Consider the following 26,760-nt stretch of genomic DNA (forward strand, 5'->3'; position numbering starts at 1 on the left):
AAAAATGAAACTAAATGTAATGATGCCCACCAATTTCAAAATTGCCTATCTAAAAGAGATCCAAAACTACAGGGATAGTATGTCGCAAAACAATGATTTGGCTGCCTGGAGATTTCTAGAAAGGGCACATATCATTGGACAATATTTTCCAGTCCCTCATACTGGAAGCCATTTCCGAATGTTTCTCTTTGGCATTAGGAAGGGAGACATTAAAGAAATTTATGGTCAATTCATTCGTTTGCTCTTTGGTTGGATTGGGAGTTTGTTCAACCGAATTCCAGTTGGAAATACGGGAAGTGCATCAGTACCGATTTTTGCTCCCATGCCTATCCCTGATGACTTACGTTCCCTTCTTCACAATGCAGATACCGAAGCAAAAGGTCTTTCTGGATTAAAAGAATAATTGTTTCGAATCACAATCGTTTTACTTTTCTGCGATTAGTAAAAATAAAGATGCATCTTGGTTCATAAAAACTTTTTTTTCTTCTAAGATGACTTTTGAGTTCACTGTTTGGTATCCGATTGTTTTTAAGATGGATTCCAAATCTTCAAGTTTGAATCCATTATGAATTTTTGGATGGGATACCTTGTCATTTTTACAAAAATCAACAATGAATAATTTTCCATTGGGTTTTAAATGGTCATAAAGAAATTTTAATATCGATTGTGTATCTGGAATATGTAGGAGTACCAAAGACAAAAGGATATTGTCTACAAGGAAAGACTTGTCCAGAGCCAAATCGGAAGGGGACATTGTTTTCGCATTTTTGATACCATGCGAATTGATTTTGAAATTTGCCACTTCCAACATAGAGGGGGAGTCGTCACATAACATAACATGTTTGTAATGAGAAGACAAAGGGATTCCCAATAGTCCAGTCCCACATCCAAAATCTAACAATGAAATTTCATTTGTATTGTGAAGGAAGGGTCCTAATTGATCTAAAATTCGTTTTGCCAATTGGATACGATCATCGGTATCATATTGATTGGCCATTTGGTCAAAAACATTTGTTTCCATAATGGTTCTGTTTAGACTGTCATTCGTTTCTTACCAAATCCTTGGTACATTATAATTCTTTAAAAACTTACCATCATTCCCAAATACATTCCGCGCAAACGATCAAAGTTTTCTGATTTTTTAGGTAAATTGATTTCCCAATCACCAGTGAGGGATGGGTTTTGCGAACCTATGTTTGTTGTTGTCCGACTGAATTGGACTTCATTGTAATTTAGGTAAGAGAACTTCGACATGATCAAATTATAACCCACAAAAAATTTCATATTCGAATGGAATGAATAGGAAAGAGATCCATCCCATTCATAACCTCTAAAGATTCCTGCTGTGCCGGCAGTGGATAAAGAATATTGGAAACGGTCTTCCATTAGATTAGGTTGTTTGAAAAATCGAGTGCCTTGTGTATAAAACACATCCATTGTTAGGTGGAATGCCAGATCTTGGGTGAGTTGGTAGACTGTTTGGACAGAGGCTTGTGGGCCGTAAGTAAAAAAATATTCTTTAAACGTACCTTGTCCTAAATAATTTCCATAGAGGTAACGGTTGATATTCCGAACCCCACCTCCCAGATACAATTTCCAGTCTTTTGCAGGTAAAAATGTTTGGTATAGGTTCAGTTCAAATTCCGACCTTGCCATGGGAGAAAGATAAAATCGTGATAGGTTGCCTCCTTGGGTCGATTGTTGGAAGAGTAAGGTGTTTGCATTTACAATTTCAATTTCAAAATAAGAAAGATCCACTTTGAATCGTTTCTCAACGTTTTCATAACTGAATACAAAGGGAATGAGAACCTTTCCATTTTCTTTGAGTGCCGAACTGGAACGAGTGGGAACAATGGATTCATTTTTATCTGTGAGGGAGGTGTATTCGTAAGGAAGGTATTGGTAGGTTTGTCTTTTTAAGAGCAAACTCCATTCTGATTTTTTGTTTTTTCCATCGAGTAAGGGAGGTTCCATTTCTCTTCCTTCTGCAAAAACCATTGAAGAGACAGAAACAAGGAATAGATAGATTAGGTTCTGTTTCATTTTTCCTTGTTATAGACTGATTTTGGAAAATGGAAACGATTTTTTCCATTCGTATTTTCCTCTTTCGCCTTGGTGTTTCTAGCAGTGGTCGCAAAAATTCATTTACGAAACGAGGAATCCCGCGAAATTAGAAGTTATAAATAGAGGTTTCCATGCCAGATTTTTTTTACGCCGATCCATTCCCTTTAAAAGAAGACACCACTGAATACAAATTATTAACAAAAGATTTTGTAAGCACTGTCCCCTTTGGTGATAAAGAAATTCTTAAAGTGGAACCAGAAGGCCTTACCTTCCTTGCAGAAAAAGCGATGGAAGATGTTTCTTTTTATCTAAGAACAGCACATCTTGAAAAAGTTCGCAAAATTTTAGACGACCCAGAAGCTACACCAAATGATCGTTTTGTGGCTATGGCACTACTTAAAAATGCAGTGATTGCGGCAGACAAACAACTTCCCTCCTGCCAAGATACGGGAACAGGCATTGTCATGGCAAAAAAAGGGGAATATGTGATCACTGGCGGGGATGATGCGGAAGCACTCTCTCGTGGGATTTATAATACCTATGTCAACCGGAACCTTCGTTATTCGCAAGTAGTCCCACTAACGATGTATGAAGAAGTGAATTCTGGTTCCAATTTACCTGCTCAAATTGATATTTACTCAACTCCAGGTGATAAGTATAGTTTTCTCTTTTTGGCAAAAGGTGGTGGTTCCGCTAACAAAACTTATCTATTCCAAGAAACTAAAGCATTACTCAATCCAACATCCCTTGAAAAATTTATTGCTGATAAAGTATCGAACTTGGGTACCGCAGCTTGTCCACCATATCATATAGCAGTTGTCATTGGTGGCACATCTGCTGAAGCAAACTTAAAGACCGTAAAACTCGCATCAGCTGGTTATTTGGATCATTTACCGACAAAGGGAGACAAATTTGGTTCTGCCTTTAGAGACATTGAATTAGAAGAAAAAATGCTCGCAGCTGCTCAGAAATCGGGAATTGGAGCTCAGTTTGGTGGTAAGTATTTGGCACATGATTTTAAAGTCATTCGTTTGCCACGTCATGGTGCTTCATGTCCTGTGGGACTTGGAGTAAGTTGTAGTGCGGATCGAAACATCAAAGCAAAAATTACAAAAGATGGAATCTATTTAGAAAAATTAGAATACGACCCAGCAAAATTTTTACCTACCATTGATGAAGTCGATTCTAACACCGAATCAGTGCATATTGATTTAAACCAACCAATGCCTGAAATTTTAAAAGTTCTTTCAAAATATCCAGTTAAAACGCGTGTTATGTTGTCTGGTCGTCTTGTAGTAGCACGTGATATTGCACACGCAAAACTAAAGGAAAAGTTGGATAAGGGTGAACCACTTCCAGAGTATTTTAAAAACCATCCAGTGTACTATGCAGGTCCAGCAAAAACTCCAGAAGGGATGCCATCAGGTTCCTTTGGTCCAACCACTGCGGGTCGTATGGATAGTTATGTGCCTGTTTTCCAAGAAAAAGGTTTTTCGATGATTACTCTTGCGAAAGGAAATCGATCAAAGGTAGTGACCGATAGCTGCAAAAAAAATGGTGGGTTTTATCTCGGATCGATTGGTGGCCCTGCAGCATTGCTTGCAAAAGAAAACATCAAAAAAGTAGAGGTATTGGATTTTCCTGAATTAGGAATGGAAGCAGTTTGGTCCATTGATGTGGAAAACTTTCCTGCCTTCATCGTTGTTGATGATAAAGGAAATGATTTTTTCCAGATGTTAAGTTAATTATGAAAGTGTACAATTGATTAGCTTTTAGGATTCATACAAAATGAAAGGTTTTCAAACATTCAATCGATTCAAAAATGTTTTGCTCTTCCTTTCTTTCCTATCTCTTTTGTATGGATCCGATCTTTCATCTAAAATTGAGACAACAAATTGTCCTAAAAATTATTCATGTCTTACGACATTCATTTCGCCTGGCTCTATTTTGTATGCGCGTGAATTAGATTTATCCGTTATTTGGACTGATCGCCCATCTGCTTTTGACCAAGTGACTGTCCTTGCTGATGGAAATGGTAAAATATTTGAAGTAGAAGTTGCAGAAAAAGTTTTTTATTACCGAGTCCTTTGGAAGGGTAAAGAAATTTTGGTAAGTCGTTTTGATTTAGATTTGAGTAAAAGCCTTCGCACTTTGGACATTAAAAAAATTTCACTACTTAAAGAACCCGCACCGAATGCAATCATTCTAGCCAACCTTCCCAAAAATCTTGTTTTCGATGTGATTGAAAATACAAACCCCTTACCGAAAAAACTAGGTTATGTAAAAGTCAAATATGAGGATCAAATTGGTTGGGTGAAACGAAGTTCACTCAGTGATGACGAGTTTGATATTCGGTTTTACCAAGTCAGCTTAGAAACGCTTGCAAAACCTTATACTTTTGTGGCAAGAGAAGACAATTTTAAAACAGAGTTAACGATTATCGGTAAGGAGTTTGTTGTTACCAATTGTAAGATAGGTGAGCTCGAGTGTAGTGGTACATCCCGGATGGGAGAATCTAGTTTTGGGATGCCAGAAGAAGCTGTTTATTTTGATCTCAATTTGAGTGATGGGAAACAATATGTTTGTGAAATGAGAAGGGTCGACTTTGTAAGTGAATTGCAGAGAGTCATCCTTGAAGAAATTTCGGAAGGAGAATTGGATCCTTTTATCAATTGTAGTCCAAGAGAAGAAACAACTGAACAAACGGAACCAGAAGAAGTAAACGAAGCAGAGTGATGTATTCACTTTGGATCGATATTTAATCCTAATTATATGTGTAAAACAATCAAACAAAAAGTAAAATTCAAAGCTTCTCCTGAAACTATCTACGAATATATTGCGGATTCAAAAAAGCTGACAACTCTTACAGGGGAAACGGCTTTGATAAGCAAACAGATCGGTGGAACATTTTCCACTATGTCTGGAAAAATTTCAGGAATCATTGTCGATCTAGCTCCTTCAAAACGAATGGTGCAAGCATGGAGAAGATCCGATTTTCCCGAAGGAATTTTTTCAATGGCTACTTTTACATTGAAAGAAACTTCTGAAGGCGGAACAGAAGTTATACTCACACACCGCGGTGTTCCGAAGGAACTGATCCCTGATGTGGAAGAAAGCTGGCGTCAAAACTATTGGGATAAAATTCGCAATGCAGTGAAAACTCAGACGAAGTGAGATTACAAACAGAAAACCATACCCACTGAATGCAGTTTGTATTTTAGAATAGAAAGCATTTTCATATCATCTCATTTGGTTTCACCCAAGTATCAAACTGTTCCGCTGTCAAAAATCCTAATTGGATCCCAGCTTCTTTTAAGGATAGGTTTTCGGCATAAGCCAGTTTTGCAATTTTTGCTGCTTTGTCATAACCAATGTGTGGATTCAGTGCTGTGACTAACATCAGTGAATTTTCTAAATTGGATTGTATTTTGGATTCATTTGCCTCAATTCCATCAACACAATGTTTGGCGAAGGAGAGACTTGCATCTGATAGAAGACGAATCGAATTGAGGACATTGAAGACAATCAGTGGTTTGAATACATTGAGTTCAAAATTTCCTGAAGCACCTCCTATGTTAACAGCGACATCATTCCCAATCACCTGTGCACAAACCATAGTCAATGCTTCGGATTGTGTTGGATTTACTTTCCCAGGCATGATTGAGGATCCAGGTTCGTTTTCGGGAATTTTAATTTCACCTATCCCTGATCTTGGTCCAGAAGACAACCAACGAATGTCGTTTGCAATTTTCATTAGGGAAGTAGCGATTGTTTTTAGAATCCCGCTTACTTCCACTAACGAATCATTGGCGGCAAGTGATTCAAATTTATTAGGAGCTGATTCAAAAGGAATTCCTGTTTCTTTTGCCAAGGTTTTTGCCATTTTGGCAGGGAAGTTTGGATGAGTATTTAGACCAGTTCCCACTGCAGTCCCACCGAGAGCAATTCTGTATAGGGAAGGTAATACACGATGAATCCGTTCTAAACTATATGTCAATTGTTGTGTATACCCAGAAAATTCCTGCCCCAATGTAAGAGGGGTTGCATCTTGTAAATGAGTCCTTCCTATTTTAATGATGTGCTCGAATTTTTCCGATTTTTCTTTGAGTTTCGATTCTAAGAATTTTAGATTTGGTACAAGGTGATGGATGATCATTTCTGCAGTCGCAATATGCATCGCGGTTGGAAAGACATCATTAGAACTTTGCCCTTTGTTCACATCATCATTTGGATGGATGGGAGATTTGGAACCAAGTGCACTTCCAAACATTTCATTCGCACGATTCGCAATCACTTCATTGGCATTCATATTGGTTTGTGTCCCAGAGCCAGTTTGCCAAACAGAAAGGGGAAAATGATCATCTAACAAACCTTCAATGATTTCTGTTGCGGCTTTTACGATTAGCTTTGATTTTGATTCCTCTAATAATCCAAGTTCAGTATTGATGATGGCTGCGTGTTTTTTGATAAGTCCCAAGGCACGAATCATCTCTCTTGGAAACTTGTCTTTTCCAATTTGAAAGAATTGAAGGGAACGTTCTGTTTGGGCTCCCCAATAACGAGAGTTCTCAACTTCGATTTCTCCCATAGAGTCTTTTTCCATACGTATATTTGTTGGTTCCATATAGAGATTCCTTCATTAGAGTTTTTGTAATTTGAATAAGAGAAGATAATGATGAGATGAAAATGAAAAATACAAATCGAAAAGGAAATCCCTTCTCAGTAGAAATTCCACTGAGAAAGGTATGTTTGGAAATTAGCTCGGTTGGTAAAAAGCTAAATAAGCAGCAAAAAGTCCCATAATTGGGAATACAAACCAAAGGATTTTTGCATATTTCGCATTTTTATAAGCTAGGGTAAGTAGACCACCAAACGCAAGCCAGATGACTATCTTTAAGATGATCCAAACCGGGAGAGCTGAGTGAGAAATATCCCGAAATTTCATAAGTCCAAAACCTGCAACTAGTAACAAAAGTAAACCAACTCCGTGAGAGATCGCAACAATGGCTTTGAATTTGTTATCTGATTTTTTTCCACCATTGATGGAATAAAGGGTTACTCCACCTAATGACAAAAATAAAAGAAACATTCCGAAAATATGAATTAGTTTATACGCCTCGTATGACACAAATGACTCCTTGTAACTCTCACAATTCTTTCATACTCTCGTTTTCCTTGCGAGATTTTTCTAAGTTCTCGGGAAAGAAAAAGAACTAGGAATTCCCAGTGGCAAATAGATAGTTTGGAAGTTATGGAGCCAGATCCAAACTCTCATCCACTCGTACCACCCAATCAAAAAACATTACTACTTTTACGTGGCATTCCAGGTTCTGGGAAATCCACACTTGCCAAACAAATTGCAGAATTTAGTAGGGCACCAATCTTTTCTATTGATTCTTATTTTGAAAATGAAAAGGGTGAATACCATTTTGATTATACCAAAAATCATTTGGCATATAAGGATTGTGAATCCAAAACAAAGGATGCATTGGAAAATGGAGTTCCCTTTGTCATTGTCGATCACACATTCACTTTAGAATGGGAAATGAAACCTTACGAAGATTTGGCGAAAAAGTATGAGTATCGATTGTCTGTTGTTACCGTCGAAAATCGGCATGGAGGAAAGAACAACCATCAAATTTCAGACGAACAAATCGAGAAGATGAAATCGAAGTATAAGGTGGTTTTATGAGCAATTTGAGTCAGGTAGGTAATCAATGTTTGGTCTAAAAAAACCAAAAGGCACAAAAAAACCGCCGTCCAACCTAGGTTAAACGACGGTTTTAGACAAACTTGGATTATCTCCAGTTGTTAGTTTTAGGTTTTGCGATGTTTACTTTCATCTCACGGTTAAGGATATTTTTTCCGTTAAGATCTTTGATCGCGTTATCAGCTTCTTTTCCATCTTTCATTTCGATGAATCCGAAACCTTTAGAACGACCAGAATACTGATCAGTGATGATTTTTGCAGAAGTTACTGCACCGTGTGCTGAAAAAAGCTCATTGAGTTTTCCTTCAGTCATATCGTAAGAAAGGTTGCCAACATAAATGTTTACTGACATAGTTTTTGTCCTGTTTGTTAAAGTTGACTCGGGAATTCTAGATTTACAATCGTCGGGACCCTTTTAGGGATTTTTGGTAAGAACTCCAGAAAAATGCAGGGAAAAACTTGGGAAAGCTACCAGCGTGCAAGCTTGAAAGGACTACTTCGGCGGTGAAAATCAACAATACTCTGAATCTTCTGTCAGTGTAATTACCCTTTCTAAAAAAAGCAATCTGAAAGAAGACTCAGAGGGAAAATAACGAAGGATTTCGTTTTTAGTGGTGGTGGTGTCCACCTGGGCCATGTACGTGTCCGTGTTGTTTTTCTTCGTCGGTTGCTTCGCGAATGGATTTGATGGTGACATCAAAATGAAGTGTTTCACCAGCTAACGGATGATTGCCGTTTAAAATCACATCTGCATCTCTCACTTCTTGGAGATATAGAATCATTCTACCTTCAGGTGTATCTGTTTGGAATTCCATTCCAACTTCTAACTCCGCTTCCGGTGGAAGTTCTGTTTTAGGGACTTGGAAAATGAGTGCTTCGTTATATGTCCCATAACCTTCTTCAGGTGGTACAGTGACATTTTTTGAATCACCATTCACTAGACCTTCTAGTTCTTTTTCCAGTCCAGGGATGATATTTTGCCAGCCGTGGAGGTATAATAGCGGTTCATCTGATTGGTCCAGAGTTTCTCCCTGGGCGTTCTTTAGGTGATAGGAAAATCCTACAACCATTCCTTTGCTGATCGTTTTTGACATATTGATTACAATCTATATACGGAAAAAAATACTGCAACCGAATAAAAGGTTGGTACCAAATTGTAATCAAAGAAATTGAACCCTGGAAATATCAATATCTATGAATTGGCCGTTACTCATTCAAGTTTTAGGTGGGCTCGGGGTTTTCATCTATGGGATGAAATTACTCAGTGAGTCCTTACAACGTGTGGCAGGAGATAGGCTTCGTTCCTTTCTCTCTTCCATGACACGAAATCGTGTGTCTGCTGTTTTCAGCGGATTATTCATTACCTCAACCATTCAATCTAGTTCAGCGACTACTGTGCTTGTTGTAGGTTTTGTCAATGCCGGTTTGATTTCTCTGGCACAAGCCATCGGTGTCATCATGGGAGCCAATATTGGTACTACGATTACAGCATGGATTGTTTCCTTTCTGGGATTCAAATTTAACATTGCTTCCTTCGCTTTACCAGCGATTGCCGCAGGAGTTGTTCTAAACTTCTCGAGAAAAGAAAGTCGATCTGGTTGGGGAACGTTCCTCATCGGATTTGGTTTTTTGTTTTTGGGATTGGACTACTTAAAGTCTTCGGTACCTGATAGTGCAAAAGACCCAGAAAGTTTTGTTTTCTTACAACAATTCACAAACATGGGATTTAATTCGATCTTGTTGTTTGTTTTGATTGGAGCTTTGCTAACAATTGTTATCCAATCTTCTTCTGCATCTACAACCATCACCATCACTCTCGCATTTTCTGGTTATATCCCGATTGATGCAGCCTATGGTATGATCCTTGGTGAAAACATCGGAACAACCATCACCGCTAATTTAGCGGCCATTCCAGGGAATCGAAATGCCAAAAAAGCAGCTTTAGCACATACATTATTCAATGTGTTTGGTGTGGTATGGGCTCTGCTTTTCTTTAAAATTTTCACAGGGATTGTTGATGATCTGATTCCTGGTGATCCACTTACGGATAAAGAATCTACAAGATTTCACATATCTTTATTCCATACAATGTTTAACATCACTAACACTCTCATTCTCATTTGGTTTGTGAATACCATTTCCAAAGTGGTGAGTGCGATCGTAGATGGTCTTGCATCCAAAACTGGAAAAGAAAAAGATTCCATTCGATTGTTGCAAGCAGGGACTGTGAAAACAACAGAACTTGCAATGGTGGAACTCGTAGAATTTACGAAAAAAATCATTCGTGATACATACGATTTCCTCCGATTGACAGAACAAATTTTACTCCAACCGTATGATGCCGCAAGGATTGGACAAGTTCTGAAAAAAGAAGAAGAACTCGATCAAGTGAGAACTGAAGTGTTAACGTACTTGAACCAAGTCCAAGAATCTGGTATCACTGGTAACTACGCAAAAGATGTTTTAGGGATTATGGAAAGAGTGAAAGCTGTGGAAGAGATGGGAGATAATTTTGCATCGATCGCAAGAAAAATCCGTAAATCACACAGACAAAAAGTTTCTTTCGACAAAAACTTTGCAAACTCTGTAAAAGACCAAATGGACTTACTCAAACACCATTACGACATTTTACTTGTGAACTTGGAACAAAGTGAAACATTCGATATCCTTGGGAATCCTCAAGTGCGTAACCAAAGTCGTGAGTATCGTTTCCAAATGATTCGATCGATCAAAAAGAATGAATCCAAAGTGAAGAAGAAAAAGTATCAGAAAAAAGACAATCTATTACCTGCGCTTCTTTACAGAGATATTTCCAGAAATTTAGATAATATTTCAAGGTTACTCAATGCAGCCATTTATGCGGACGTTTAGTCCGTATATTTGTTTGGCTGATTTACGTAATTTCGAATAGAAGAAAAGTAATATCGTCGTCTGCGGGACCTTCTTTGTTTCGCAGGCGAATGTGTTCATCAATCCCACCATACAAAGATTCAACGGATTCTGCTTTTCTTTGCAGTAACCAATCTAAGAGAGCTTCTTCTCCTGAGTCTCCATTTTCCCAAAGGTCCCAAATCCCATCCGTGAATAATAATAACTTATCTCCTTTTTGGATGGAATGAACCTCATCTGAATATAATCCTTCTTTTGAAAAACCAATGAGTTTTCCTTTTGGTCGAATGACATCGATGGACTTGGAGTTCTCGCTGAACTTGTATAAGGCGGGGTGTCCTGCATTTGCGATTTTTAATACTTTTTGTTCTAAATCGATAAAGATGGCACTTGCAGTCAAAAATTGGTTTTTGTAATTCCCTGCAAGGGCTTGGTTGATACTCTCTAACACTTTTCCTGGTTTGTTTGCGAATGCCAATGTCTGCATATAGGCAATTTTTAACATGGCAGCTTCAATTGCTGCAGGAACACCATGACCAGTGACATCAGCAATGAGACCGCAGATTTGTTGTTTCCCATACACGGTTAAGTCATAAAAATCCCCACCAACTAGTGAAGCTGGGAAATAACCGGTTTTGATCGAAAGGCCAGGGAATTTTGGTAAAATTTGCGGTAAGGTTGATTCTTGGAGTTTTTGTGCAAGTTTTAACTCTTTGCCATAAGCGATTAACTTTTGTTTGTTGATTTCAGCTTTAATTTGAATTCTTTCTTTTTCTTTTTGAACAACAGAAATCCTATCACCAAGTCCAAATGCCATAAGTAAAACTTCAATCGCTGTTGCCGCTTGGAAGGCATTTTCCGTAAAAACATTTACTGGAAAAAATCCCATGTACTTAAGTACTGTGGTCAATCCGCCAATGATTAACATAAAGTAACCGAAAAAATAAAAACGAGCTGGTGGAAATTTTTTTACAAACGAAACATAATAAGATACAAAAAGGGCATAAAACGCTAAGAAGGAAGATAACAAATCACCAAATTGGTTTAGTTCACGGTAAGGTAAAAATGGTAATAATAATAAACATACCATTGGAATGACAGACAAAGCCATAAATCCAATGTACAAACGAGGAGCATTCTCCTTCAAATTCATGAACGTAATACTCATTGGAAAACAAGAAAGTAAGAATAAAAAATATAAAAAGTTATGAGCATTATAAACTAGGTCAGGTGAATTCTGAAAAAATAAAACCGGTAATAAACCTTGAAGCGAAAGTTGGAATAAAATGGCTGCAAAGATCAAATAGTTTACATAAAAAATATATGCCTTATCTCTAACCATAAAATAGACAAACAAGTTATATAAACTCATCACACAAACGATTCCAAAAAACATTCCCTGCAAAAGAATATCCAATGATTCGTATGAATCAAAATGTTTTTCCTCGGCTACCATAAGTGGAACCGACACAGAACTATCTGTTTTGATTCCTACAAAATAGGTGACTGTTTCACTTGGTAACAATTCAGTTTCAAAGCTAAATCCTCGGTAATCCTTGTCGCGATTCTGAAATGGGAACTTACGACCTTGAATATTTTGGTTTATTTCACCTGATTCACGTAAGGCGTAAAATTGAACTTCATCTAAGAGTGGGTATTTGATAAATGAGATCGTTCGTTTATTATGGTTTTCATCATTATGCAATCTATAACAAAACCAATATTGGTTTGCAGTGTTTCCAAAATTGGGAACCTCTCCGTTTGCTAACGTAACAGGTTTAGATTTGAATAAGGATAAAACAGCTTTCAGTTCTGCAATGGGTTCGTTCGTAGCAGAAAAAGCCAAATGAAACGAAAGGTCAGAGGGTTTGCCTTGGTTTGTTGAAATAGGAAATGTTTTTACTTTGGGGCAGTCGTTCTCTTCTGCTCCCAATATGGTATGAAAGAGACATAACAGAATGATGGTAAGGGTCTGTTTCATACAGGAAGGTCACTAGTATAAGACGTGAACCTTCCTTTGTAAATCTGTTTGTAGAAGAAAAAAAGGAATTATGCGGTGGCTACGGATATTCCAGCTAAGTTACGAAGTGCGTCGTATGCTTTATCTTTTTGTTCCACTTTCGTTTTATTCACTGCTTTTCGAATGATCACATCCCATTGTTTTTCAGGGTGTTCCATTTTCATGTTTTCTAGCAGTTCGAGAATGTTTTCATCATCGGATGCATTGAAAATTTCATCTGAATCGTAACGGAACATTCCAAAAAGAGCATCAATGTAGTCACCTACACTCATTGCTTCCTTCTCTCCGGGTTGGATCTTTTTCTTTTCTGCCTTTCGCAGCTCTCTTTCTCTGCGTTCCAGTTCTGTGCGTTTCATCGTGAGGGCCTCTAGCTTGGTTGCATTTGGTTCCAAGACCATCTTTTCAAAGGGCAAGACGGGGAACACTCAATTTGTCCAAAAATTGTCTCGATTTTTGGACACTGGACAAAAGATTGGGGTAGATGGTCTCCTTTCGGTGGATTGCAGGATTTTTGACCTTAGTACTTACCACCCAATTTTTCTTTTTGGGAAGTGGGTTGCTTGGGTTTTGCCTTGAGTCAAACTCCAAAATCTGCAAATGCAACCATGGCTCCAAAAAAGAAAAACATACCAATTCTGAAGACCAATTGTTTCAGGAAAAACAAAGTGGGAAGATTTCTACTTCTGACGAAACAAATCACTCACATACAAAAGAACTTGCTTTAAAACCAAGTTGTCATGATGCAAAAGCCGGCGAAGCACATCTTTGTTCTTGCAAAAAAAAGAAAAAAGACGCGATGTCTTTGCGGATGCACCACCAAACTTTGGATAGGCCAAATTTTATTTTTGGACTAACGGTTCCAATTCTGTTTTCTTATCTAGTTTTTGAGTCTCCTTCCACTCTAGAGGATGGAAAATTACCTACCTTACTCCGACCACCACGTAATACTTAGGGAAATCTTTCCCACAGTTTAATTCCTGCAGCCGGAATTTAGGCCGCATATGAACTAAAATAGAATATTGGAATATTAGGTATTTATGAAATTATTAAAAACAATTCTCGTCTCTCTCTTTCTTTTCAGCTTCGTGTCTTGTGATACAAATTCGAATTCGGATGACAACCAAACTTTGGCACTTTTAGCACTAGCAATGCCACAAACTGTGAATCTAAATTTTGAGGCTCTTGCAAATGGACAAAATTTGACAACAGGCACCAATATCACTGCCAATGCAAGAACTGTACAGTTTCGTGACTTTCGACTATTTGTATCAGAGGTTAAAATGGTGAAAGCGGACGGTACAACTGCAGATGTTACATTAACAACGGATAATGTTTGGCAAGCAAATGGTGTAGCCTTAATCGATTTTGAAACTACTCAAACATCAGATAAAAACTTAAAAGTAACAGGTACTGCACCTGCCGGAGCATATACGGGCATTCAATACACAGTTGGAGTACCCGAATCCCTTAATCACTTAGATAGAACCACGCAAGTATCCCCTTTGAATGTTTCGGCAATGTATTGGGCTTGGACGAGTGGTTATAAGCATTCAAAAATTGAATTTAGTTTTGATTCGGGATCGTCTTGGACAAATCTACACGTTGGATCAACAAACTGTTCTGGAGCACCAAATTACGGAAATTGCTCTAAAAAGTATAGAGCAACAATTCAGTTGTTAGGTTCTATTAACCCTAGTAACCAGACAATTTCACTTAGTGTAGACCAGTTGATCAAGGACCATACAGGAGGTATAGCGACTACATGTATGCCTGCACAAGCAGGAGCTGATTGTACACCATTACTGAGAGCATTTGGATTAAATGAGTCAAGTGGTTCTGTTGATAGCTCAATTTCGCAAAGAGTATTTAGTTTAAAGTAAGTAATTTAGATACACTAGGTCACAATCCGTTTCATGTGGCCTTGTGTATTAAGGAATCAGAGATGAAATTTTTCAAACTTAGAGTTTGTATTGTAAGTGTTTTAATAACTGGATGTAATATATTACCGTTTCAAAAGAAAGAGACCAATGATGACTTACTTTTAGCCACGATTGGCATTTTAGCAACTGCTTCTGATTGGGTTTGGGATTTACCGCCGGGGTTTCCTGTACCTGTTGTACCTTTGGAAAACCCCATGTCTAAAGCAAAAGTAGAACTGGGAAGGCATTTGTTTAATGAAAAAGTGCTTTCTGGAAACGAAACCATGTCATGTGGCAGTTGTCATATCCAATCTCTTGCCTTTGCTGACGGAAAGGATTTTCCTTCTGGAATCACAAGCGAGGTCCACCCGCGAAATGCTCAGCATTTATCAAATGTAGCTTATTTGCCAAGACTAACATGGAATAATCCAAGAATGACAAATTTAGAGGTCCAAGCAAGAGTTCCTATGTTTGGTGAAAATCCAATTGAGCTAGGGTTGTCTTCAAGTTCGTTTATTGACAAACTTAAATCCAAAACATTATACCAAACTCTCTTCACAAACGCATTTGGAAATGCGGAGAGTGCTGTCAATGAACAGAACGTACGATTTGCCATTGCCAGTTTCCAAAGATCAATGATTTCAGGAAATTCTAGGTATGACCAATATACTTTTCGGAATAATAAATCTGCTTTAAATGCGTCTGAAATTAGAGGGATGAATCTTTTTAATGGAGAAGTGGCAGAGTGTTTCCATTGCCATGGAGGGTTTAATTTTACGGATACTTCCTTTCATGGTGGGGCAAAAGAGGAATTCTTTTACCATAGCAATGGAATCCATGATGATGCCTATTATGCGGGAGTACCTAGCAATAAACGAGGGTTATTCGACTTGACTGGAATTACATCAGATACGGGAAAATTCCGTGCACCGTCACTTCGTAATATTGGTGTTACTTACCCATACATGCATGATGGAAGTTTTATGTGTGATAATGCAAATAATCCTAATATCACCAGTGGTAAAACAAAAACAGATTGTGCAAGGGATGCATTGACCAAGGTAGTGGACCATTATCGCAGTGGGGGTCAAAACCATTCTGTCAAAGATTCCACTCTGATTCGTGCTTTTACCATTACCAATTCCCAAAGAGACGATATGGTAAACTTCTTATTAGCACTGACAGATGATGAGTTTTTGACGAATCCAAAGTTTGCGAGTCCATTTTGAAAGCACCTAACATGAAAAACCAATTGGCCCTGATATTGTGTTTGGGTCTAGTCTCTCATTGTACATTTGGTTCCGTTGGTGATCGGGAAGAAGAAAAATTAGTCATCCTCCAAAACCTAATTTTTTTCAATAACAACCAAACGATTCCCATTGGTACCAATTTGCGAAGTTATGATGACCAAGCTGACGATAACATCAATCAGTTTAGCCTGACAAGCCCTTCGCCAACATCTTTCAATATTTCAATTCAAAGTAGTACCTACATCAATTGGGAAGCGGGTACTTACCGGATCAACCCACCAAACCAAGTGCTTGGAGTTTCAACCACAAGTTCCGAAAGGAGTACGGCTGTTGCCAAAACCCATACACCGTATACCATTCCTTTGGATTTGCCAGCAGACGATTTGTATGGAAAAACCTATCCATTTCTAAATGCAGGTACTATTTCCAATATCACCCAGTTCAATAGCACAATGGAAACAGGGGCAAGTTTTTTGTTCTCCAATACAAAGGTGACAAACATGCCTCTTGGGGTAGTCGCCATTGCCAATGTTAGTTGGGAAGAGATTTATATTAAGATGACTGTAAATGGAAATGATATTACAATCCTTCTTCCTCAAGGTAATAAAATTATTACACCAAAATGCAAAATTCCAATTAAAAACGGTCGGAGTGGGAATGTAGAAATATTGTTCTCTTTAAGTTCACTATTCCAAGACAGAACAGTTTCAGGTTCTCCAATACGATTTTTACAACAGTTGTCAGCGTTGTTTCCTGGAACCATCATCATCTCCAAAGTCTCCAATGTAAGTTTATACAATATCCTGCAACAGAACTTGCAAGCAGAAGACATTGTATTTAGTTTTCCTGGTTGTTTCCCGGGAGTTGAAAGATGAAACAGCTTGTCATTGGATTCCTTTTGTTTATTGGTACAGTTGGGAATTTATTTTCACATCACACGGGTTCGTCGGATAGTCCGAATGCAACTGCAAGGTTTGTCGATCCATTTACTGGGAAACGAGAAAAACCAACTAACTATTTGGTGATGACACAAGATTATTACCAATCCACAAGAGAAAATAGCCATCTCTTCACCACTACCGCCTTTGCTGAGTTGAATTTTTTTGATGGAAGGTTTGCTTTGAATGCATCGGTTCCTTGGAATTATTACCAACAAAGAGGAAGAGAAGATGCAGCAAGGATTGGGAAAACATATTTAGGTTTTAAATACCAACCGTTTTTTGATTTGGACAAACCGTACTTTTTTGTGATCGAAGGTTCTGTTGGATTTCCAAGTGGTCCCGATACGGATCGGTTCACGGGAGGGAATTATTATACTGGAACTGGATTTATCAAACTTGGATACCTGTATGAAAAATGGTCGTTTGTGACTAAGATCGGTGGACTGAATCCACTTTCGAGACCTCAACCAAGTAATTTACAAGACAACGATGGGATACCGTTTTATTTACGAAAACCTTCGGCCACTCCACCAGAACCTGAGTATGAATTTAAAAAAACGACTCTTATCTCCGCGTATGTGACGTATTATTTGATGCCAGAGATTTCTCTTTTCTCTGGGATATTGTATCGGAATCCTTATAATGGTGTGGATTATTCGAAAGAACATGACAAAGCCAATCCTTCCTATTTTACAGAAGCTAGTGGCGGGTTTTCTTGGAATTTTTCAGAAAAATACAATATGAGTTTGGCTTATCGTTATCCATTACAACGTGATCGGGAGTATAGACTGTACCAGTCTGCATGGACCTTTGCCTTCTCAATGGAGTGGGGAAGCGATTGACATTTCATGCCTTTTTTAAAACGTTCTAAGAAACTGTATAAATCTTAATCGTAAAAGGTAATCTATGAGCAACGTAGAAATCGTACCAGTAGGGGAACTACCTCCTATTGGAGTCGTGCCAAAAAAAATGCACGCACAGGTCATTCGCCCGGAACGTTACGGCGAACCGAAAACTTCTTTCCAATCAGAAGTCATTGATGTTCCGGAGATCGGTCCAAACGAAGTTCTCGTAGCCACTATGGCTGCTGGGGTGAACTATAACAACGTTTGGGCGGCCTTAGGTTACCCTGTAGATGTCATTGCTGCACGGAATAAAAAAGGTGAACCTGAAAAATTCCACATCGGTGGATCTGATGCGTCTGGTATCGTATACAAAGTTGGTTCTGAAGTTAAAAATGTAAAAGTGGGTGATGAAGTAGTTGTCCATTGTGCGATGTGGGATCCAAAAGATCCATGGGTTCTTTCTGGCAAAGATCCAATGTATGCACCTTCACAAATTATTTGGGGATATGAATCCAACTGGGGATCCTTTGCACAATTTTGTAAAGTTCAAGATCACCAATGCCTTCCACGTCCTCAGCACCTAACATGGGAAGCTTCCGCAGCATATATGTTAGTTGCTGCAACTGCTTACAGAATGTTACACCACTGGAAACCAAATGATGTAAAACCTGGTGATGTCGTTTTAATTTGGGGTGGAGCTGGTGGACTTGGTGCCATGGCGATCCAAATTGTCAAAGCTGCTGGTGGAATTCCAATCGCTGTGGTTTCCTCAGATGATAAAATTGAATTCTGTAAAAACTTAGGTGCAACAGGTGTGATCAACCGTAACAAGTTTAAACACTGGGGTGGACTCACTTCTGATATCAACAAACCAGAAGCATTCGTTGAATGGACGAAACAAGCTCGTGAGTTTGGTAAAGCGATTTGGGACATTGCTGGAAAAGGCAAAAACCCTCAAATCGTTTTTGAACACCCAGGTGAAACTACACTTCCAACTTCCGTATTTGTATGTGAAACGGGAGGTATGGTTGTGATCTGCGCTGGAACCACAGGTTTTAATGCGACAGCTGACCTTCGTTATCTTTGGATGAGACAAAAACGTCTGCAAGGTTCACACTTCGCTAACGACGACAACTGTCGTGACCTCAACCAATTGGTGATTGATAAAAAAGTGGATCCAGTTCTGGCACAAACCTTTACTTTCGATCAAACTGGTGAATGCCACCAATTGATGCGTGAAAACAAACACCCAGCAGGAAACATGTCGATCCTCGTAGGTGCAAAAACGACAGGTTTAGGAAAGAAGTAATTCTAATCCGAGCTTGTAATTAGAGTAGATGTCCCCGCCCGTATCGAACTGGGTGGGGTTATCCACCCGCCACCCAATGGCTCCTTCTACCACACAACTTCCGTTTTGTGAATCGGAATTCTAAAATTCAAATTTTTCCTTTCAATAAGTTCATATTTGTACAAAGCAGGTATTTATGTTCCCAAGAATCAATCTCATCACCCTTGGAGTTTCTGACTTAAACAGAGCGGTTCAATTTTATGAAACAGGCCTGGGTTGGAAAAAATCGAAAGAGAGCAATGAAAATGTAGCATTTTTTCAAATTGGAGCTTTGGTCTTAGGTTTGTTTGGCGAAAAGGATTTGGCTAATGACATTGGGATCCCTTTTCAAAATAGACAAGAGTATTCTGGTCTCACTTTAGCTCAAAATGTAGAGAGTGAAGCCGAGGTAGATCGAATTATAAACATAGTGCGTAAGTTAGGTGCTACGATCCTGAAAGAACCTCAAAAAGTGTTTTGGGGAGGGTACAGCGCTTACTTCAAAGATTTTGATGGTCACATATTTGAAGTTGCTTACAATCCGTTTTTCCCTCTCAATGAAAAGGGAGAAATTGAATTAAAGCAATAACGTGCGTTAGTGGCTGATTTGTGGAATTCAAACAAATCATCCAATGTCTAATCAATATTGAGTGAAGGAAACGAGAGAAAGGAAAATACATTTTATGAAACAAGCTGAGATCAAACAATTTGGACTTGAAAATTTAAAAATAATTGAGGCCTCTGAACCGAAAATTGTTGGTCCGACAGATGTTTTAGTACGATTGTATGCAGCATCTTTAAATTACAGAGATTCGCTTGTTGTAGAAGGAAAATACAATCCTAAATTTCCCCTACCACTTGTTCCTTGCAGTGATGGTGCAGGAGAAGTGTTACAAATTGGTTCACAAGTCACAGAATGGAAAGTAGGAGACAAAGTCCTTCTTACCTTTGCTCCTAAGTGGATTTCTAAAGAAGCAACACATGCAGAAATTCGCCACACGATTGGCGGTCCCTTGCCAGGTACTTTGCGTGAATTAGCAGTTGTACCGGAAACAGGTCTTGTTCGAATGCCGAATCATCTCAGTTATGAAGAAGCTGCCACCTTACCTTGCGCAGCTCTCACTGCATGGTCAGGGCTTTTCCAATATAGCCAACTCAAACCAGGTGAATTTGTCGTCGTACAAGGAACAGGTGGTGTTTCCATCTTTGCTTTACAGTTTGCAAAAATGGTAGGTGCCAAAGTGATCCTCACTTCTTCCAGTGATGATAAACTCGAGAGAGGAAAAACCTTAGGTGCTGATTTTTGTATCAATTACAAAGAAACGAAGGATTGGGGAAAAAAAGTCAGAAACATTACAAATAAGGTTGGTGCGGATCACATCATCGAAGTAGGTGGAGCAGGGACACTCGAACAATCCATTGCCGCCTGTCGTCCGTTTGGTGTGATCCACTTGATTGGGATTCTGGCTGGTAAATCAGGAGAATTGAATTTACTTCCAGCAGTGATGAACAATTTAAAAATCCAAGGTTTAGTCGTTGGAGGTAGAAAAGCCTTTATTGAAATGAACCAAGCCATCGAACAATCTGGACTAAAACCAGTTGTAGACAAAGTGTTTCCGTTAGAACATTCTGTAGAGGCAATCCAATACTTACGATCTGGTTCACATTTTGGAAAGATTGTGATTACAATTTAGATAGGTTTGAAGGTCCCAAAATCGATTTTCGCTCGATGTCAAGAGCATTCACAGATAAATGGATTTCGACAAGAGCCAAAACTAGAGAGATCACCATCAATAATAAAGAGATCGAAAAAAAGATCCAAGCAAGTAAATTATAAAACGGAATCATCCCTAAGGAACAAGTACAAAGGATGAGGCTTAAGATTCCTGCACTTTGTGAATACAAAATCAATGAAATCCGAAAACGTAGATTGTGAATTTGTTTTACGAGAACTTCCGATTTGGAAGATTCATACTCTGCAAGAAGTTGCCTTGATAAACTCGCTAAACCAAAAAATCGATTGGTAAACCCTAACATCAAAAGTGAAATTGCAGGGAATAACAAACCTGGAATGTTGTAAGTTAATTGGTCCAATGCTTTTTATGTGATGAGATGGTTTTGTGATGGTTATACCATCAATCCCAAACGTTTCTTTTGCATTTGGGTAAATTGTACTCGGGCTGATTGCATCAGCCCTAAATTCAGTTCCGACTATTCTTCAGCGAACAAATTGTTTAATGAGTCGATAAGAGTGTCTACTTCCACTCCATATCCCATACAAACTTGTTCAATTGTTTCCACTTCATTGATGGAACAGTGGGAACATCCACCTAAGTGGTAACTTGAGAAAACAAGCCCCGCTTCCGGATGGATGGCAATTGCTTCGCCTACGGTCATTTCTTTAAAAAAGCGTGGTTTTGTTGATTCAGTCATCTTCTAGAGCCCTCAAGAGGAAATTACTATACAAATATTGGACTATGCTCTATTCGTCAATGGAATGTTTACCCAAGAAAACGGGAAATTTTATGTCCGCATTGAAGGTCGGTTTGAGTCCGCTCATTTCCTCTACCAGTACTTTGCCGATGGAACTGACGAGCCAATCCACGGCCATTCCTGGAAAGTAGAAGTGTTTTTAGAAGGAAAAACGAACATCCGTCCCGATGGGATCTCCTATGATTTTTTAACAGCTCGAAACAAACTAATGGAACTTGTTCACTCCATCGACCATATCCTCATCAATGACCACCCTGATTTCAAAGGGATCAATCCTACATCGGAAAATGTAGCACGTTGGTTTTATTCTGGATTGAAGAACGAAGTAAAGGAATCAGAGGGAAAAATTCGTAGGATTGTCATCCATGAAGGACCAGAAAATTTAGCGTTTTTTGAACCAGAAACATAGTTTCACTGACTCTAAAAGTGAAACTATGCTTATGTTAGGGATGTATTTTCGAATTAAAATGCATCCTCTCCAAAACTTTTTGAAAACTCCACCGTAAAATTAACTGAATCAAAATCAAGTTTGGCACTAGACCTTCTACCTAAAGCAGTCATTAGAAGTGTAGTCTGATTGTCTAATGTAGTCATATAATATTGGTTAAATTTTATATTGATGTTATCTCTCGTGTAACCCCATTTAGTTGCAAACCATGTAGAATATCGGAATACGATATCAAATTTATCCTGAACACCAGAATATAAAAAGTCAGATTGAACATTAAATGGAGCATATAATACACCCACGTTCGAAGGAATAAAATTTAGCGCGGTTCTACTTAAGTCCCCACCCATATGATAATACATTCGTCCCAAATGAATTTCAAACCATCGAAGTGGTTTTATTTCGATATGAATTCCAGGAACCCAACCCTTTGTTCTTAGTTGTGATACAGCATTTGGACTCGTATAAATGATACTGTTTTCAAATTTGTATAAATTTAAATAGTCCGATCGAAAATCTTGTTTGATATTTGCATCGCGAATGGAAACACCAATACTCAAAAATTTAAACACAGGATGAAAGTAACCAACTCCAACTCTTTTTTGGAATTCTCTGAATTTCATGATGTCTCTATAATCACCACCATCTTTCACAGTTCGATTCTCTGCAAAAAATCGAAATTTATCTTTAAAACGATATTCGAATTCAAGTTGTCCTAAATCTAAATCTCCGTTATATAATGGTGCTAACTGGTATATTCTACTCTGTGCGAATAAAATACTATCGGTTGTCTCCAATCTCCTTTCAGGAATTTGGCCCCTAGCTGCACCCAATACATAACGAAAATAAAATCGATGATTATCAGGATCAATTAATTGAGGTTTTTCATGGATATTGTCTGTTTCTCTTGCTTGCAGATTTGTAAATCCACTTGCAAAACAAAAAGACATTACGATAGCTAATGATAAAAATCGTTGGGATAAATTCAATTTATTCACCCCAGACGATAATACATTCTCTATAGAACAACACTCCAAGAATTGAAAGTGACTCTCTATCAACTAATGCAACTTTTTGGATATTGCCATTTCTTGCGGCTTCTTCAATTGAGTTTCCTGCACCGTAGTAGAAAAAGTTGATGATATAACCTGATAAAGAACAAGATTTTCCGAATTTTACAATTTTTGCCGAGGTTAGATTGTTTCCAGTTGTGTCACCTATCATATGTTGTGTGGAATATTGATAGATAAAAGCAGGGAATGGACCTGACTGACAATGAGTAAAAAAAGAAAGAATAAAAATTAGAAGTAATGATTTGATAAAATTCATTTTATTCGCCTACTACGAAAGTACAATAATTTCGGATGAGTCCGCTAAACAAACTAAAGGTGGAATGATCAATTGTTGCTATTTTGGTGATTCCATTTTTGAATGCAATGCTACCAGCTCCCGCATCTCCGTAAGTAACTAAATACAATACAGTATATTGGCAACCTTTGGCTTCTTTATCTGCCTTTACATTATTTTCTGGATTAAATGTACCTGGAAATTGGGTCTCCGTTACAATATACCCATGTGTAGGTCCGACAGCACATCCCGTATAAAATAGGGGAAAAAATAGAATGATTACGAAAAATAGAATATTATGTCTTTTTAATGAATTCATTAATTTGAACCTTTTACGATCGTACAAAATTGGTGGTAAATAAATCCGGCAAAAACGCCCGAATTTTCATAATCGACGAAGGCTACTTTTTGGATGTTTCCATTCTTTTTAGCGGCTTCAATCCTTGAATTACCAAAAGAGAACAAGCCAAGGTAGGAATTACTACAAGCTCGACCTTCTACTTTTGGTTCCACTCCAATGCCTATGGGCCCAGGGGTAGTGTTGCGGTGGTAAAAAAAACCACCTTTCCACATGGGAGCAGTTGTTGCATATTCCCTTGACGGGTTTGTATTTCCGTTGGCCGAAGTTTCGTATAACAAGTTAAAGCCCGTACACTTGCACAAAAATAAATAATTCACCAAAAAAAAGATTTTAAATTTCAAATGGAACTCCATTTCGCTTTGTATTATGGAACAAACAAACGAATGTTTGTGTAAAAAAGCAATCGAATATTGATCACCTAACAAATTTTATCACGCTGATTTTGGCGTTACATTGTTTTTGATCCATTTCAATTTATTGCATATCGAACGTTTTTTTTTGATTTTTTTTTATTCTATATTGGATTGCAATTCCCAGGGCTAATTTTAAGCTTCGGTAGAACCCGTACCGACAATGCCAACCACTGAGATCAAACATAGTTTAGGTCACATTCTCCTTGTTGAGGATGAGGCGATTTTAGCGGTCTCACAGGCAGAATTTCTTAAAATCAAAGGTTATTCAGTGCAACACGTATCCAATTCATTGGATGCAATTGATTGTATTTCTTCTGATGAAAAAGTTGATTTGATACTAATGGATATTAATTTATCTGATGAGTTAGATGGAATCCAATTAGCCAAAAAAATATTAGAAATCAAAGAAGTTCCAATTTTATTTTTGAGCGGATATTCTGACCAAAAGATTTTAAATCGAGTTGCTGACTTAAAACATTATGGTTTTATTCCCAAAATTACAAGTCCAGACATTGTAGAATGTATGATTAAGTCTGCGCTAAAACTTCATGCTGCAGAACAAAGTTTGGCATTCCGTGAAAAAGAACTTAGGATTACGTTTGAAGCAATGGGTGATGGCCTTATTGTTTTAACTCCTGAGGGACAAATCAGGGAAATTAATCAAAAAGCCTTAGATATGTTAGGTTACCATAAGAACGAACTAGTGAACAAGGATTTGTCTTCGTTTTTATTTTTAGTTCAAGCGGAATCACGTATGCGTGTCTCGTATTCATTTGATAATGATAATGATCAATTTTTAGAATCAAAAAGAAGAAATAATTTAATCATCATTTCAAGTAAAGGCCGGGAAACAAACGTTACAGAAACAATTTCTCCAATTTTAGATTCAAACAAAAATTTAAATGGGATAGTTATTGTTTTTAGAGAAAATCCAGAATCTCCAGTTCTTGTTCCGCCTAAAGATAGTGAAAGCCTTTATGCAAAAGTGTTCCAACTCAGTCCGATAGCTATGGCTATCTCTACCATAAAAGATGGAACCTATCTCGATATCAACCCCGCGATGGAATCCATTTTTCGCTTTCAAAAATCACAAGTAATTGGTCGTAAAACTGATGATTTTAAAGCTTGGAGTAATCCTGTTCAAATTGAAAAACTCAATGCAATTTATCGAGAAAATGGACGATTGTCAGGGGAAAGAATGTCGATCCATCACTCAGATGGAGTCCACCATGAAGTTCTTGTTTTTAGCCAAGCAATTGAAATAGCAGGGGAACGATTTGTTCTTTGGTTTAATCTAGATGTCACAAAGATTTTAGATATCGAAGGTAAATTAGCAAAATCACTCGAAGAAAAAGATGTATTATTAAAAGAATTACAACACCGCGTGAAAAATACTTTGGCGATTATTTCTGGATTACTCAATCTAGAATCTTTTAAAGTTGAAAATGAACTCGCAAAACAATCATTTTTAAATGCTCAGTCACGGATCATGTCGATGTCAAAGGTATACGAAAATTTATACCAATCAGAAGACTTGGAATCTGTTGATCTTCGCAAATACATTGAAGACTTAGTTTACAGTTTGCATGATATTTTTGTTCTGAATCCAAGTAAAATTCGTTTTGATGTGAAGTTGGAAGACATTCGGTTGGATCTAAAACGTACTCTGCCATTGGGTTTGATCTTAAATGAACTTTTGACAAATGCCTTAAAGTATGCTTATCCAAATGAGAAAGGTGGAGATATCAGAATTCATTTGTCTATCTCCAACCAAAACGTAATGTTAACAGTTGGAGATGATGGAGTTGGATTACCAGAATCAGTCAATATTGAAAAAGGAAATCATTTTGGTTACGAACTCATCCGAAGTTTGACTTCTCAACTCAAAGGTGTTTTTTCTTCGGTTTCCAAAAAAGGAGAAGGTTTAAACATCATCATTTCTTTTCCGTTACACAGCAAAGATTGATTGATTCCTTTTTTGTAAATTAGAATCGAATCTTAGCTTATTTTAGAATCTCATCTATGCCTTTGTTTTCTACCGCGGATTGTTCCAATGAACACGAGCCGGACTTGTTTGATCGTTTGTAATTTTAATTTCCGCATCTCGGAGTGTGCATCATCCTCTAAATCCAAATAATCAGATGCCATTTGGAAACAGATACTCACAATAAGCTCTGAAGCAAATAATGTATCTTCGATCGAAATCAATTTGGGCATTCGCATGTCTTTGGCCAACTCACGGGCAATTCTCCGCATGGCTTCTCGAATGTTTTCGCGAATCTTACGATTCCCACCTGTCCTTTCCCTGGCTATGAACCGAAACAAGGATCGGTTATGGGTTACGTAGTCAAAAAAATACCCAATCGTGAGTTGTAGTGCCGAACGATAGGCTCCCTTGTTTCTAGCATCACCAACAATGAGTTGGATCCTTTCCCCACATTCTTCCACTAAATGCAGTCCTAATTCTTCCATGGACTTAAAGTGGCGGTAGAAGGCTGCTGGAACGATTCCAGCATGTGCTGTGACCTCTCGTAGGCTTAAATCACCCAATCCTTTCTCCTCTCCCATCAATTGTAGGGCACTTTCCAAGAGTTGGGAGTGGGTTTTTTGCTTCTGAGTGTCGCGTTTGTTCATATTTGGGTCGTAAACTGAGTAAACGATTGTTCACTTTTTTTTGAAAAGCAAGGAAAAATTGCCTCTTTTGGGTTGACATATCGAACGTTGTAAGTTAAC

Annotated in this window: 31 protein-coding genes; 16 read left to right on the top strand and 15 right to left on the bottom strand. The window is 38.0% G+C overall.

Annotated features, from left to right (window positions below):
• Positions 1-4: 4 nt before the first annotated feature.
• Positions 5-403 carry a DUF3703 domain-containing protein gene (locus ND855_RS00975; RefSeq protein WP_265356788.1) on the top strand — a complete coding sequence of 133 codons (399 nt, stop codon included), beginning with the start codon at positions 5-7 and terminating at the stop codon, positions 401-403.
• 21 nt (positions 404-424) lie between these two features.
• Here the strand turns inward: ND855_RS00975 and ND855_RS00980 are convergent, their stop codons facing one another.
• Positions 425-1,021 carry a class I SAM-dependent methyltransferase gene (locus tag ND855_RS00980; RefSeq protein ID WP_265356789.1) on the bottom strand — a complete coding sequence of 199 codons (597 nt, stop codon included), beginning with the start codon at positions 1,019-1,021 and terminating at the stop codon, positions 425-427.
• A gap of 59 nt (positions 1,022-1,080) precedes the next feature.
• A complete protein-coding gene (locus ND855_RS00985; RefSeq protein WP_265356790.1) occupies positions 1,081-2,043 on the bottom strand; it encodes an LA_2444/LA_4059 family outer membrane protein in 963 nt (320 codons plus the stop codon).
• Between the two features lie 152 nt (positions 2,044-2,195).
• On the opposite strand from ND855_RS00985, the gene ND855_RS00990 reads away from it, so the two are divergent.
• Genes ND855_RS00990 through ND855_RS01000 form a run of 3 tightly spaced genes read left to right on the top strand, consistent with a single transcriptional unit; the run spans position 2,196 to position 5,238 of the window.
• On the top strand, positions 2,196-3,809 hold the full coding sequence (locus tag ND855_RS00990; protein ID WP_265356791.1) for a fumarate hydratase: 1,614 nt from the start codon (positions 2,196-2,198) through the stop codon (positions 3,807-3,809).
• 43 nt (positions 3,810-3,852) lie between these two features.
• Positions 3,853-4,800 (top strand): hypothetical protein, encoded by a 948-nt coding sequence (locus ND855_RS00995; RefSeq protein ID WP_265356792.1) that lies wholly within the window; start codon positions 3,853-3,855, stop codon positions 4,798-4,800.
• Between the two features lie 36 nt (positions 4,801-4,836).
• Positions 4,837-5,238: an SRPBCC domain-containing protein gene (locus ND855_RS01000; RefSeq protein ID WP_265356793.1), complete on the top strand. Its 402-nt coding sequence runs from the start codon at positions 4,837-4,839 to the stop codon at positions 5,236-5,238.
• A gap of 61 nt (positions 5,239-5,299) precedes the next feature.
• Here ND855_RS01000 and fumC read toward each other — a convergent pair whose 3' ends face one another.
• Together fumC and ND855_RS01010 are read right to left on the bottom strand one after the other, a co-directional pair.
• Complete coding sequence (fumC, locus tag ND855_RS01005; RefSeq protein ID WP_265356794.1) at positions 5,300-6,688, bottom strand: class II fumarate hydratase; 1,389 nt, start codon at positions 6,686-6,688, stop codon at positions 5,300-5,302.
• Between the two features lie 132 nt (positions 6,689-6,820).
• Positions 6,821-7,153 carry a DUF2878 family protein gene (locus ND855_RS01010; RefSeq protein WP_207762645.1) on the bottom strand — a complete coding sequence of 111 codons (333 nt, stop codon included), beginning with the start codon at positions 7,151-7,153 and terminating at the stop codon, positions 6,821-6,823.
• Positions 7,154-7,315: 162 nt separating this feature from the next.
• Between ND855_RS01010 and ND855_RS01015 the strand changes: the two genes are divergently transcribed.
• Positions 7,316-7,756, top strand: a complete 441-nt coding sequence (locus tag ND855_RS01015) for an AAA family ATPase (RefSeq protein ID WP_265356795.1) — start codon at positions 7,316-7,318, stop codon at positions 7,754-7,756.
• A 106-nt stretch (positions 7,757-7,862) separates the two neighbouring features.
• Here the strand turns inward: ND855_RS01015 and ND855_RS01020 are convergent, their stop codons facing one another.
• The gene (locus ND855_RS01020; RefSeq protein WP_100716815.1) at positions 7,863-8,126 is read right to left on the bottom strand and encodes an RNA recognition motif domain-containing protein; all 264 of its coding nucleotides are present in this window, start codon (positions 8,124-8,126) and stop codon (positions 7,863-7,865) included.
• Between the two features lie 256 nt (positions 8,127-8,382).
• Entirely contained in the window at positions 8,383-8,874 is a 492-nt protein-coding gene (locus tag ND855_RS01025) for an FKBP-type peptidyl-prolyl cis-trans isomerase (protein WP_100716814.1), read from the bottom strand.
• A gap of 94 nt (positions 8,875-8,968) precedes the next feature.
• Here ND855_RS01025 and ND855_RS01030 point away from each other — a divergent pair, with 94 nt between their 5' ends.
• On the top strand, positions 8,969-10,645 hold the full coding sequence (locus ND855_RS01030; protein ID WP_265356796.1) for a Na/Pi cotransporter family protein: 1,677 nt from the start codon (positions 8,969-8,971) through the stop codon (positions 10,643-10,645).
• Positions 10,646-10,667: 22 nt separating this feature from the next.
• Here ND855_RS01030 and ND855_RS01035 read toward each other — a convergent pair whose 3' ends face one another.
• Positions 10,668-12,644, bottom strand: a complete 1,977-nt coding sequence (locus ND855_RS01035) for a 7TM diverse intracellular signaling domain-containing protein (protein WP_265356797.1) — start codon at positions 12,642-12,644, stop codon at positions 10,668-10,670.
• Positions 12,645-12,712: 68 nt separating this feature from the next.
• Positions 12,713-13,039 (bottom strand): LB_289 family protein, encoded by a 327-nt coding sequence (locus ND855_RS01040; RefSeq protein WP_135619798.1) that lies wholly within the window; start codon positions 13,037-13,039, stop codon positions 12,713-12,715.
• 125 nt (positions 13,040-13,164) lie between these two features.
• On the opposite strand from ND855_RS01040, the gene ND855_RS01045 reads away from it, so the two are divergent.
• From ND855_RS01045 to ND855_RS01080, 8 genes are all read left to right on the top strand, one after another.
• Positions 13,165-13,635 carry an LIC_11090 family protein gene (locus tag ND855_RS01045; RefSeq protein ID WP_265356798.1) on the top strand — a complete coding sequence of 157 codons (471 nt, stop codon included), beginning with the start codon at positions 13,165-13,167 and terminating at the stop codon, positions 13,633-13,635.
• Between the two features lie 85 nt (positions 13,636-13,720).
• On the top strand, positions 13,721-14,563 hold the full coding sequence (locus ND855_RS01050) for an MbnP family copper-binding protein (protein WP_265356799.1): 843 nt from the start codon (positions 13,721-13,723) through the stop codon (positions 14,561-14,563).
• A gap of 62 nt (positions 14,564-14,625) precedes the next feature.
• A complete protein-coding gene (locus ND855_RS01055; RefSeq protein WP_265356800.1) occupies positions 14,626-15,831 on the top strand; it encodes an MbnH family di-heme enzyme in 1,206 nt (401 codons plus the stop codon).
• 11 nt (positions 15,832-15,842) lie between these two features.
• Complete coding sequence (locus tag ND855_RS01060) at positions 15,843-16,727, top strand: hypothetical protein (RefSeq protein WP_265356801.1); 885 nt, start codon at positions 15,843-15,845, stop codon at positions 16,725-16,727.
• Positions 16,724-17,635, top strand: coding sequence for an LIC11086 family outer membrane transporter (locus ND855_RS01065; RefSeq protein ID WP_265356802.1), 912 nt, complete (start codon positions 16,724-16,726; stop codon positions 17,633-17,635). The genes ND855_RS01060 and ND855_RS01065 overlap by 4 nt, the downstream gene beginning before the upstream one ends.
• Positions 17,636-17,699: 64 nt before the next feature.
• Positions 17,700-18,947 (top strand): crotonyl-CoA carboxylase/reductase, encoded by a 1,248-nt coding sequence (ccrA, locus tag ND855_RS01070; RefSeq protein ID WP_100716806.1) that lies wholly within the window; start codon positions 17,700-17,702, stop codon positions 18,945-18,947.
• A gap of 175 nt (positions 18,948-19,122) precedes the next feature.
• Complete coding sequence (locus ND855_RS01075) at positions 19,123-19,554, top strand: VOC family protein (protein ID WP_265356803.1); 432 nt, start codon at positions 19,123-19,125, stop codon at positions 19,552-19,554.
• A 94-nt stretch (positions 19,555-19,648) separates the two neighbouring features.
• On the top strand, positions 19,649-20,659 hold the full coding sequence (locus tag ND855_RS01080) for a zinc-dependent alcohol dehydrogenase family protein (protein WP_265356804.1): 1,011 nt from the start codon (positions 19,649-19,651) through the stop codon (positions 20,657-20,659).
• On the opposite strand, the gene ND855_RS01085 is transcribed toward ND855_RS01080, so the two are convergent.
• Both ND855_RS01085 and ND855_RS01090 read right to left on the bottom strand, forming a co-directional pair.
• Entirely contained in the window at positions 20,649-21,059 is a 411-nt protein-coding gene (locus ND855_RS01085; protein WP_265356805.1) for a DUF2721 domain-containing protein, read from the bottom strand. The two genes, ND855_RS01080 and ND855_RS01085, sit on opposite strands and share 11 nt — an antisense overlap.
• Positions 21,060-21,176: 117 nt before the next feature.
• Positions 21,177-21,398, bottom strand: a complete 222-nt coding sequence (locus ND855_RS01090) for a DUF1858 domain-containing protein (protein WP_012390037.1) — start codon at positions 21,396-21,398, stop codon at positions 21,177-21,179.
• 64 nt (positions 21,399-21,462) lie between these two features.
• Here ND855_RS01090 and ND855_RS01095 point away from each other — a divergent pair, with 64 nt between their 5' ends.
• The gene (locus tag ND855_RS01095; RefSeq protein ID WP_265359320.1) at positions 21,463-21,867 is read left to right on the top strand and encodes a 6-carboxytetrahydropterin synthase; all 405 of its coding nucleotides are present in this window, start codon (positions 21,463-21,465) and stop codon (positions 21,865-21,867) included.
• Positions 21,868-21,920: 53 nt separating this feature from the next.
• Here the strand turns inward: ND855_RS01095 and ND855_RS01100 are convergent, their stop codons facing one another.
• Genes ND855_RS01100 through lsa14 form a run of 4 tightly spaced genes read right to left on the bottom strand, consistent with a single transcriptional unit; the run spans position 21,921 to position 23,967 of the window.
• Positions 21,921-22,895 (bottom strand): hypothetical protein, encoded by a 975-nt coding sequence (locus ND855_RS01100; protein ID WP_265356806.1) that lies wholly within the window; start codon positions 22,893-22,895, stop codon positions 21,921-21,923.
• A 1-nt stretch (position 22,896) separates the two neighbouring features.
• On the bottom strand, positions 22,897-23,235 hold the full coding sequence (locus ND855_RS01105; protein ID WP_265356807.1) for a TRL-like family protein: 339 nt from the start codon (positions 23,233-23,235) through the stop codon (positions 22,897-22,899).
• A gap of 1 nt (position 23,236) precedes the next feature.
• Positions 23,237-23,572 carry a TRL-like family protein gene (locus ND855_RS01110; protein ID WP_265356808.1) on the bottom strand — a complete coding sequence of 112 codons (336 nt, stop codon included), beginning with the start codon at positions 23,570-23,572 and terminating at the stop codon, positions 23,237-23,239.
• Entirely contained in the window at positions 23,572-23,967 is a 396-nt protein-coding gene (gene lsa14 / locus ND855_RS01115; RefSeq protein ID WP_265356809.1) for an adhesin Lsa14, read from the bottom strand. Before lsa14 ends, ND855_RS01110 begins: the two co-directional genes overlap by 1 nt.
• A gap of 220 nt (positions 23,968-24,187) precedes the next feature.
• Here lsa14 and ND855_RS01120 point away from each other — a divergent pair, with 220 nt between their 5' ends.
• Complete coding sequence (locus ND855_RS01120; protein ID WP_265356810.1) at positions 24,188-25,993, top strand: PAS domain S-box protein; 1,806 nt, start codon at positions 24,188-24,190, stop codon at positions 25,991-25,993.
• A 50-nt stretch (positions 25,994-26,043) separates the two neighbouring features.
• On the opposite strand, the gene ND855_RS01125 is transcribed toward ND855_RS01120, so the two are convergent.
• Positions 26,044-26,661 carry a TetR family transcriptional regulator gene (locus tag ND855_RS01125; RefSeq protein WP_265356811.1) on the bottom strand — a complete coding sequence of 206 codons (618 nt, stop codon included), beginning with the start codon at positions 26,659-26,661 and terminating at the stop codon, positions 26,044-26,046.
• Positions 26,662-26,760 lie beyond the last annotated feature (99 nt).

Origin of the sequence: Leptospira paudalimensis (assembly GCF_026151345.1) — a bacterium.
Lineage (GTDB): Bacteria > Spirochaetota > Leptospiria > Leptospirales > Leptospiraceae > Leptospira_A > Leptospira_A paudalimensis.

Coding starts and splice junctions, on each gene's coding strand:
- ND855_RS00975 (WP_265356788.1), top strand. CDS start 5: ATGAAACTAAATGTAATGATGCCCACCAATTTCAAAATTGCCTATCTA.
- ND855_RS00980 (WP_265356789.1), bottom strand. CDS start 1,021: ATGGAAACAAATGTTTTTGACCAAATGGCCAATCAATATGATACCGAT.
- ND855_RS00985 (WP_265356790.1), bottom strand. CDS start 2,043: ATGAAACAGAACCTAATCTATCTATTCCTTGTTTCTGTCTCTTCAATG.
- ND855_RS00990 (WP_265356791.1), top strand. CDS start 2,196: ATGCCAGATTTTTTTTACGCCGATCCATTCCCTTTAAAAGAAGACACC.
- ND855_RS00995 (WP_265356792.1), top strand. CDS start 3,853: ATGAAAGGTTTTCAAACATTCAATCGATTCAAAAATGTTTTGCTCTTC.
- ND855_RS01000 (WP_265356793.1), top strand. CDS start 4,837: ATGTGTAAAACAATCAAACAAAAAGTAAAATTCAAAGCTTCTCCTGAA.
- fumC (WP_265356794.1), bottom strand. CDS start 6,688: ATGGAACCAACAAATATACGTATGGAAAAAGACTCTATGGGAGAAATC.
- ND855_RS01010 (WP_207762645.1), bottom strand. CDS start 7,153: ATGTTTCTTTTATTTTTGTCATTAGGTGGAGTAACCCTTTATTCCATC.
- ND855_RS01015 (WP_265356795.1), top strand. CDS start 7,316: ATGGAGCCAGATCCAAACTCTCATCCACTCGTACCACCCAATCAAAAA.
- ND855_RS01020 (WP_100716815.1), bottom strand. CDS start 8,126: ATGTCAGTAAACATTTATGTTGGCAACCTTTCTTACGATATGACTGAA.
- ND855_RS01030 (WP_265356796.1), top strand. CDS start 8,969: ATGAATTGGCCGTTACTCATTCAAGTTTTAGGTGGGCTCGGGGTTTTC.
- ND855_RS01035 (WP_265356797.1), bottom strand. CDS start 12,644: ATGAAACAGACCCTTACCATCATTCTGTTATGTCTCTTTCATACCATA.
- ND855_RS01040 (WP_135619798.1), bottom strand. CDS start 13,039: ATGAAACGCACAGAACTGGAACGCAGAGAAAGAGAGCTGCGAAAGGCA.
- ND855_RS01045 (WP_265356798.1), top strand. CDS start 13,165: ATGGTCTCCTTTCGGTGGATTGCAGGATTTTTGACCTTAGTACTTACC.
- ND855_RS01050 (WP_265356799.1), top strand. CDS start 13,721: ATGAAATTATTAAAAACAATTCTCGTCTCTCTCTTTCTTTTCAGCTTC.
- ND855_RS01055 (WP_265356800.1), top strand. CDS start 14,626: ATGAAATTTTTCAAACTTAGAGTTTGTATTGTAAGTGTTTTAATAACT.
- ND855_RS01060 (WP_265356801.1), top strand. CDS start 15,843: ATGAAAAACCAATTGGCCCTGATATTGTGTTTGGGTCTAGTCTCTCAT.
- ND855_RS01065 (WP_265356802.1), top strand. CDS start 16,724: ATGAAACAGCTTGTCATTGGATTCCTTTTGTTTATTGGTACAGTTGGG.
- ccrA (WP_100716806.1), top strand. CDS start 17,700: ATGAGCAACGTAGAAATCGTACCAGTAGGGGAACTACCTCCTATTGGA.
- ND855_RS01075 (WP_265356803.1), top strand. CDS start 19,123: ATGTTCCCAAGAATCAATCTCATCACCCTTGGAGTTTCTGACTTAAAC.
- ND855_RS01080 (WP_265356804.1), top strand. CDS start 19,649: ATGAAACAAGCTGAGATCAAACAATTTGGACTTGAAAATTTAAAAATA.
- ND855_RS01090 (WP_012390037.1), bottom strand. CDS start 21,398: ATGACTGAATCAACAAAACCACGCTTTTTTAAAGAAATGACCGTAGGC.
- ND855_RS01095 (WP_265359320.1), top strand. CDS start 21,463: ATGTTTACCCAAGAAAACGGGAAATTTTATGTCCGCATTGAAGGTCGG.
- ND855_RS01105 (WP_265356807.1), bottom strand. CDS start 23,235: ATGAATTTTATCAAATCATTACTTCTAATTTTTATTCTTTCTTTTTTT.
- ND855_RS01110 (WP_265356808.1), bottom strand. CDS start 23,572: ATGAATTCATTAAAAAGACATAATATTCTATTTTTCGTAATCATTCTA.
- lsa14 (WP_265356809.1), bottom strand. CDS start 23,967: ATGGAGTTCCATTTGAAATTTAAAATCTTTTTTTTGGTGAATTATTTA.
- ND855_RS01120 (WP_265356810.1), top strand. CDS start 24,188: ATGCCAACCACTGAGATCAAACATAGTTTAGGTCACATTCTCCTTGTT.
- ND855_RS01125 (WP_265356811.1), bottom strand. CDS start 26,661: ATGAACAAACGCGACACTCAGAAGCAAAAAACCCACTCCCAACTCTTG.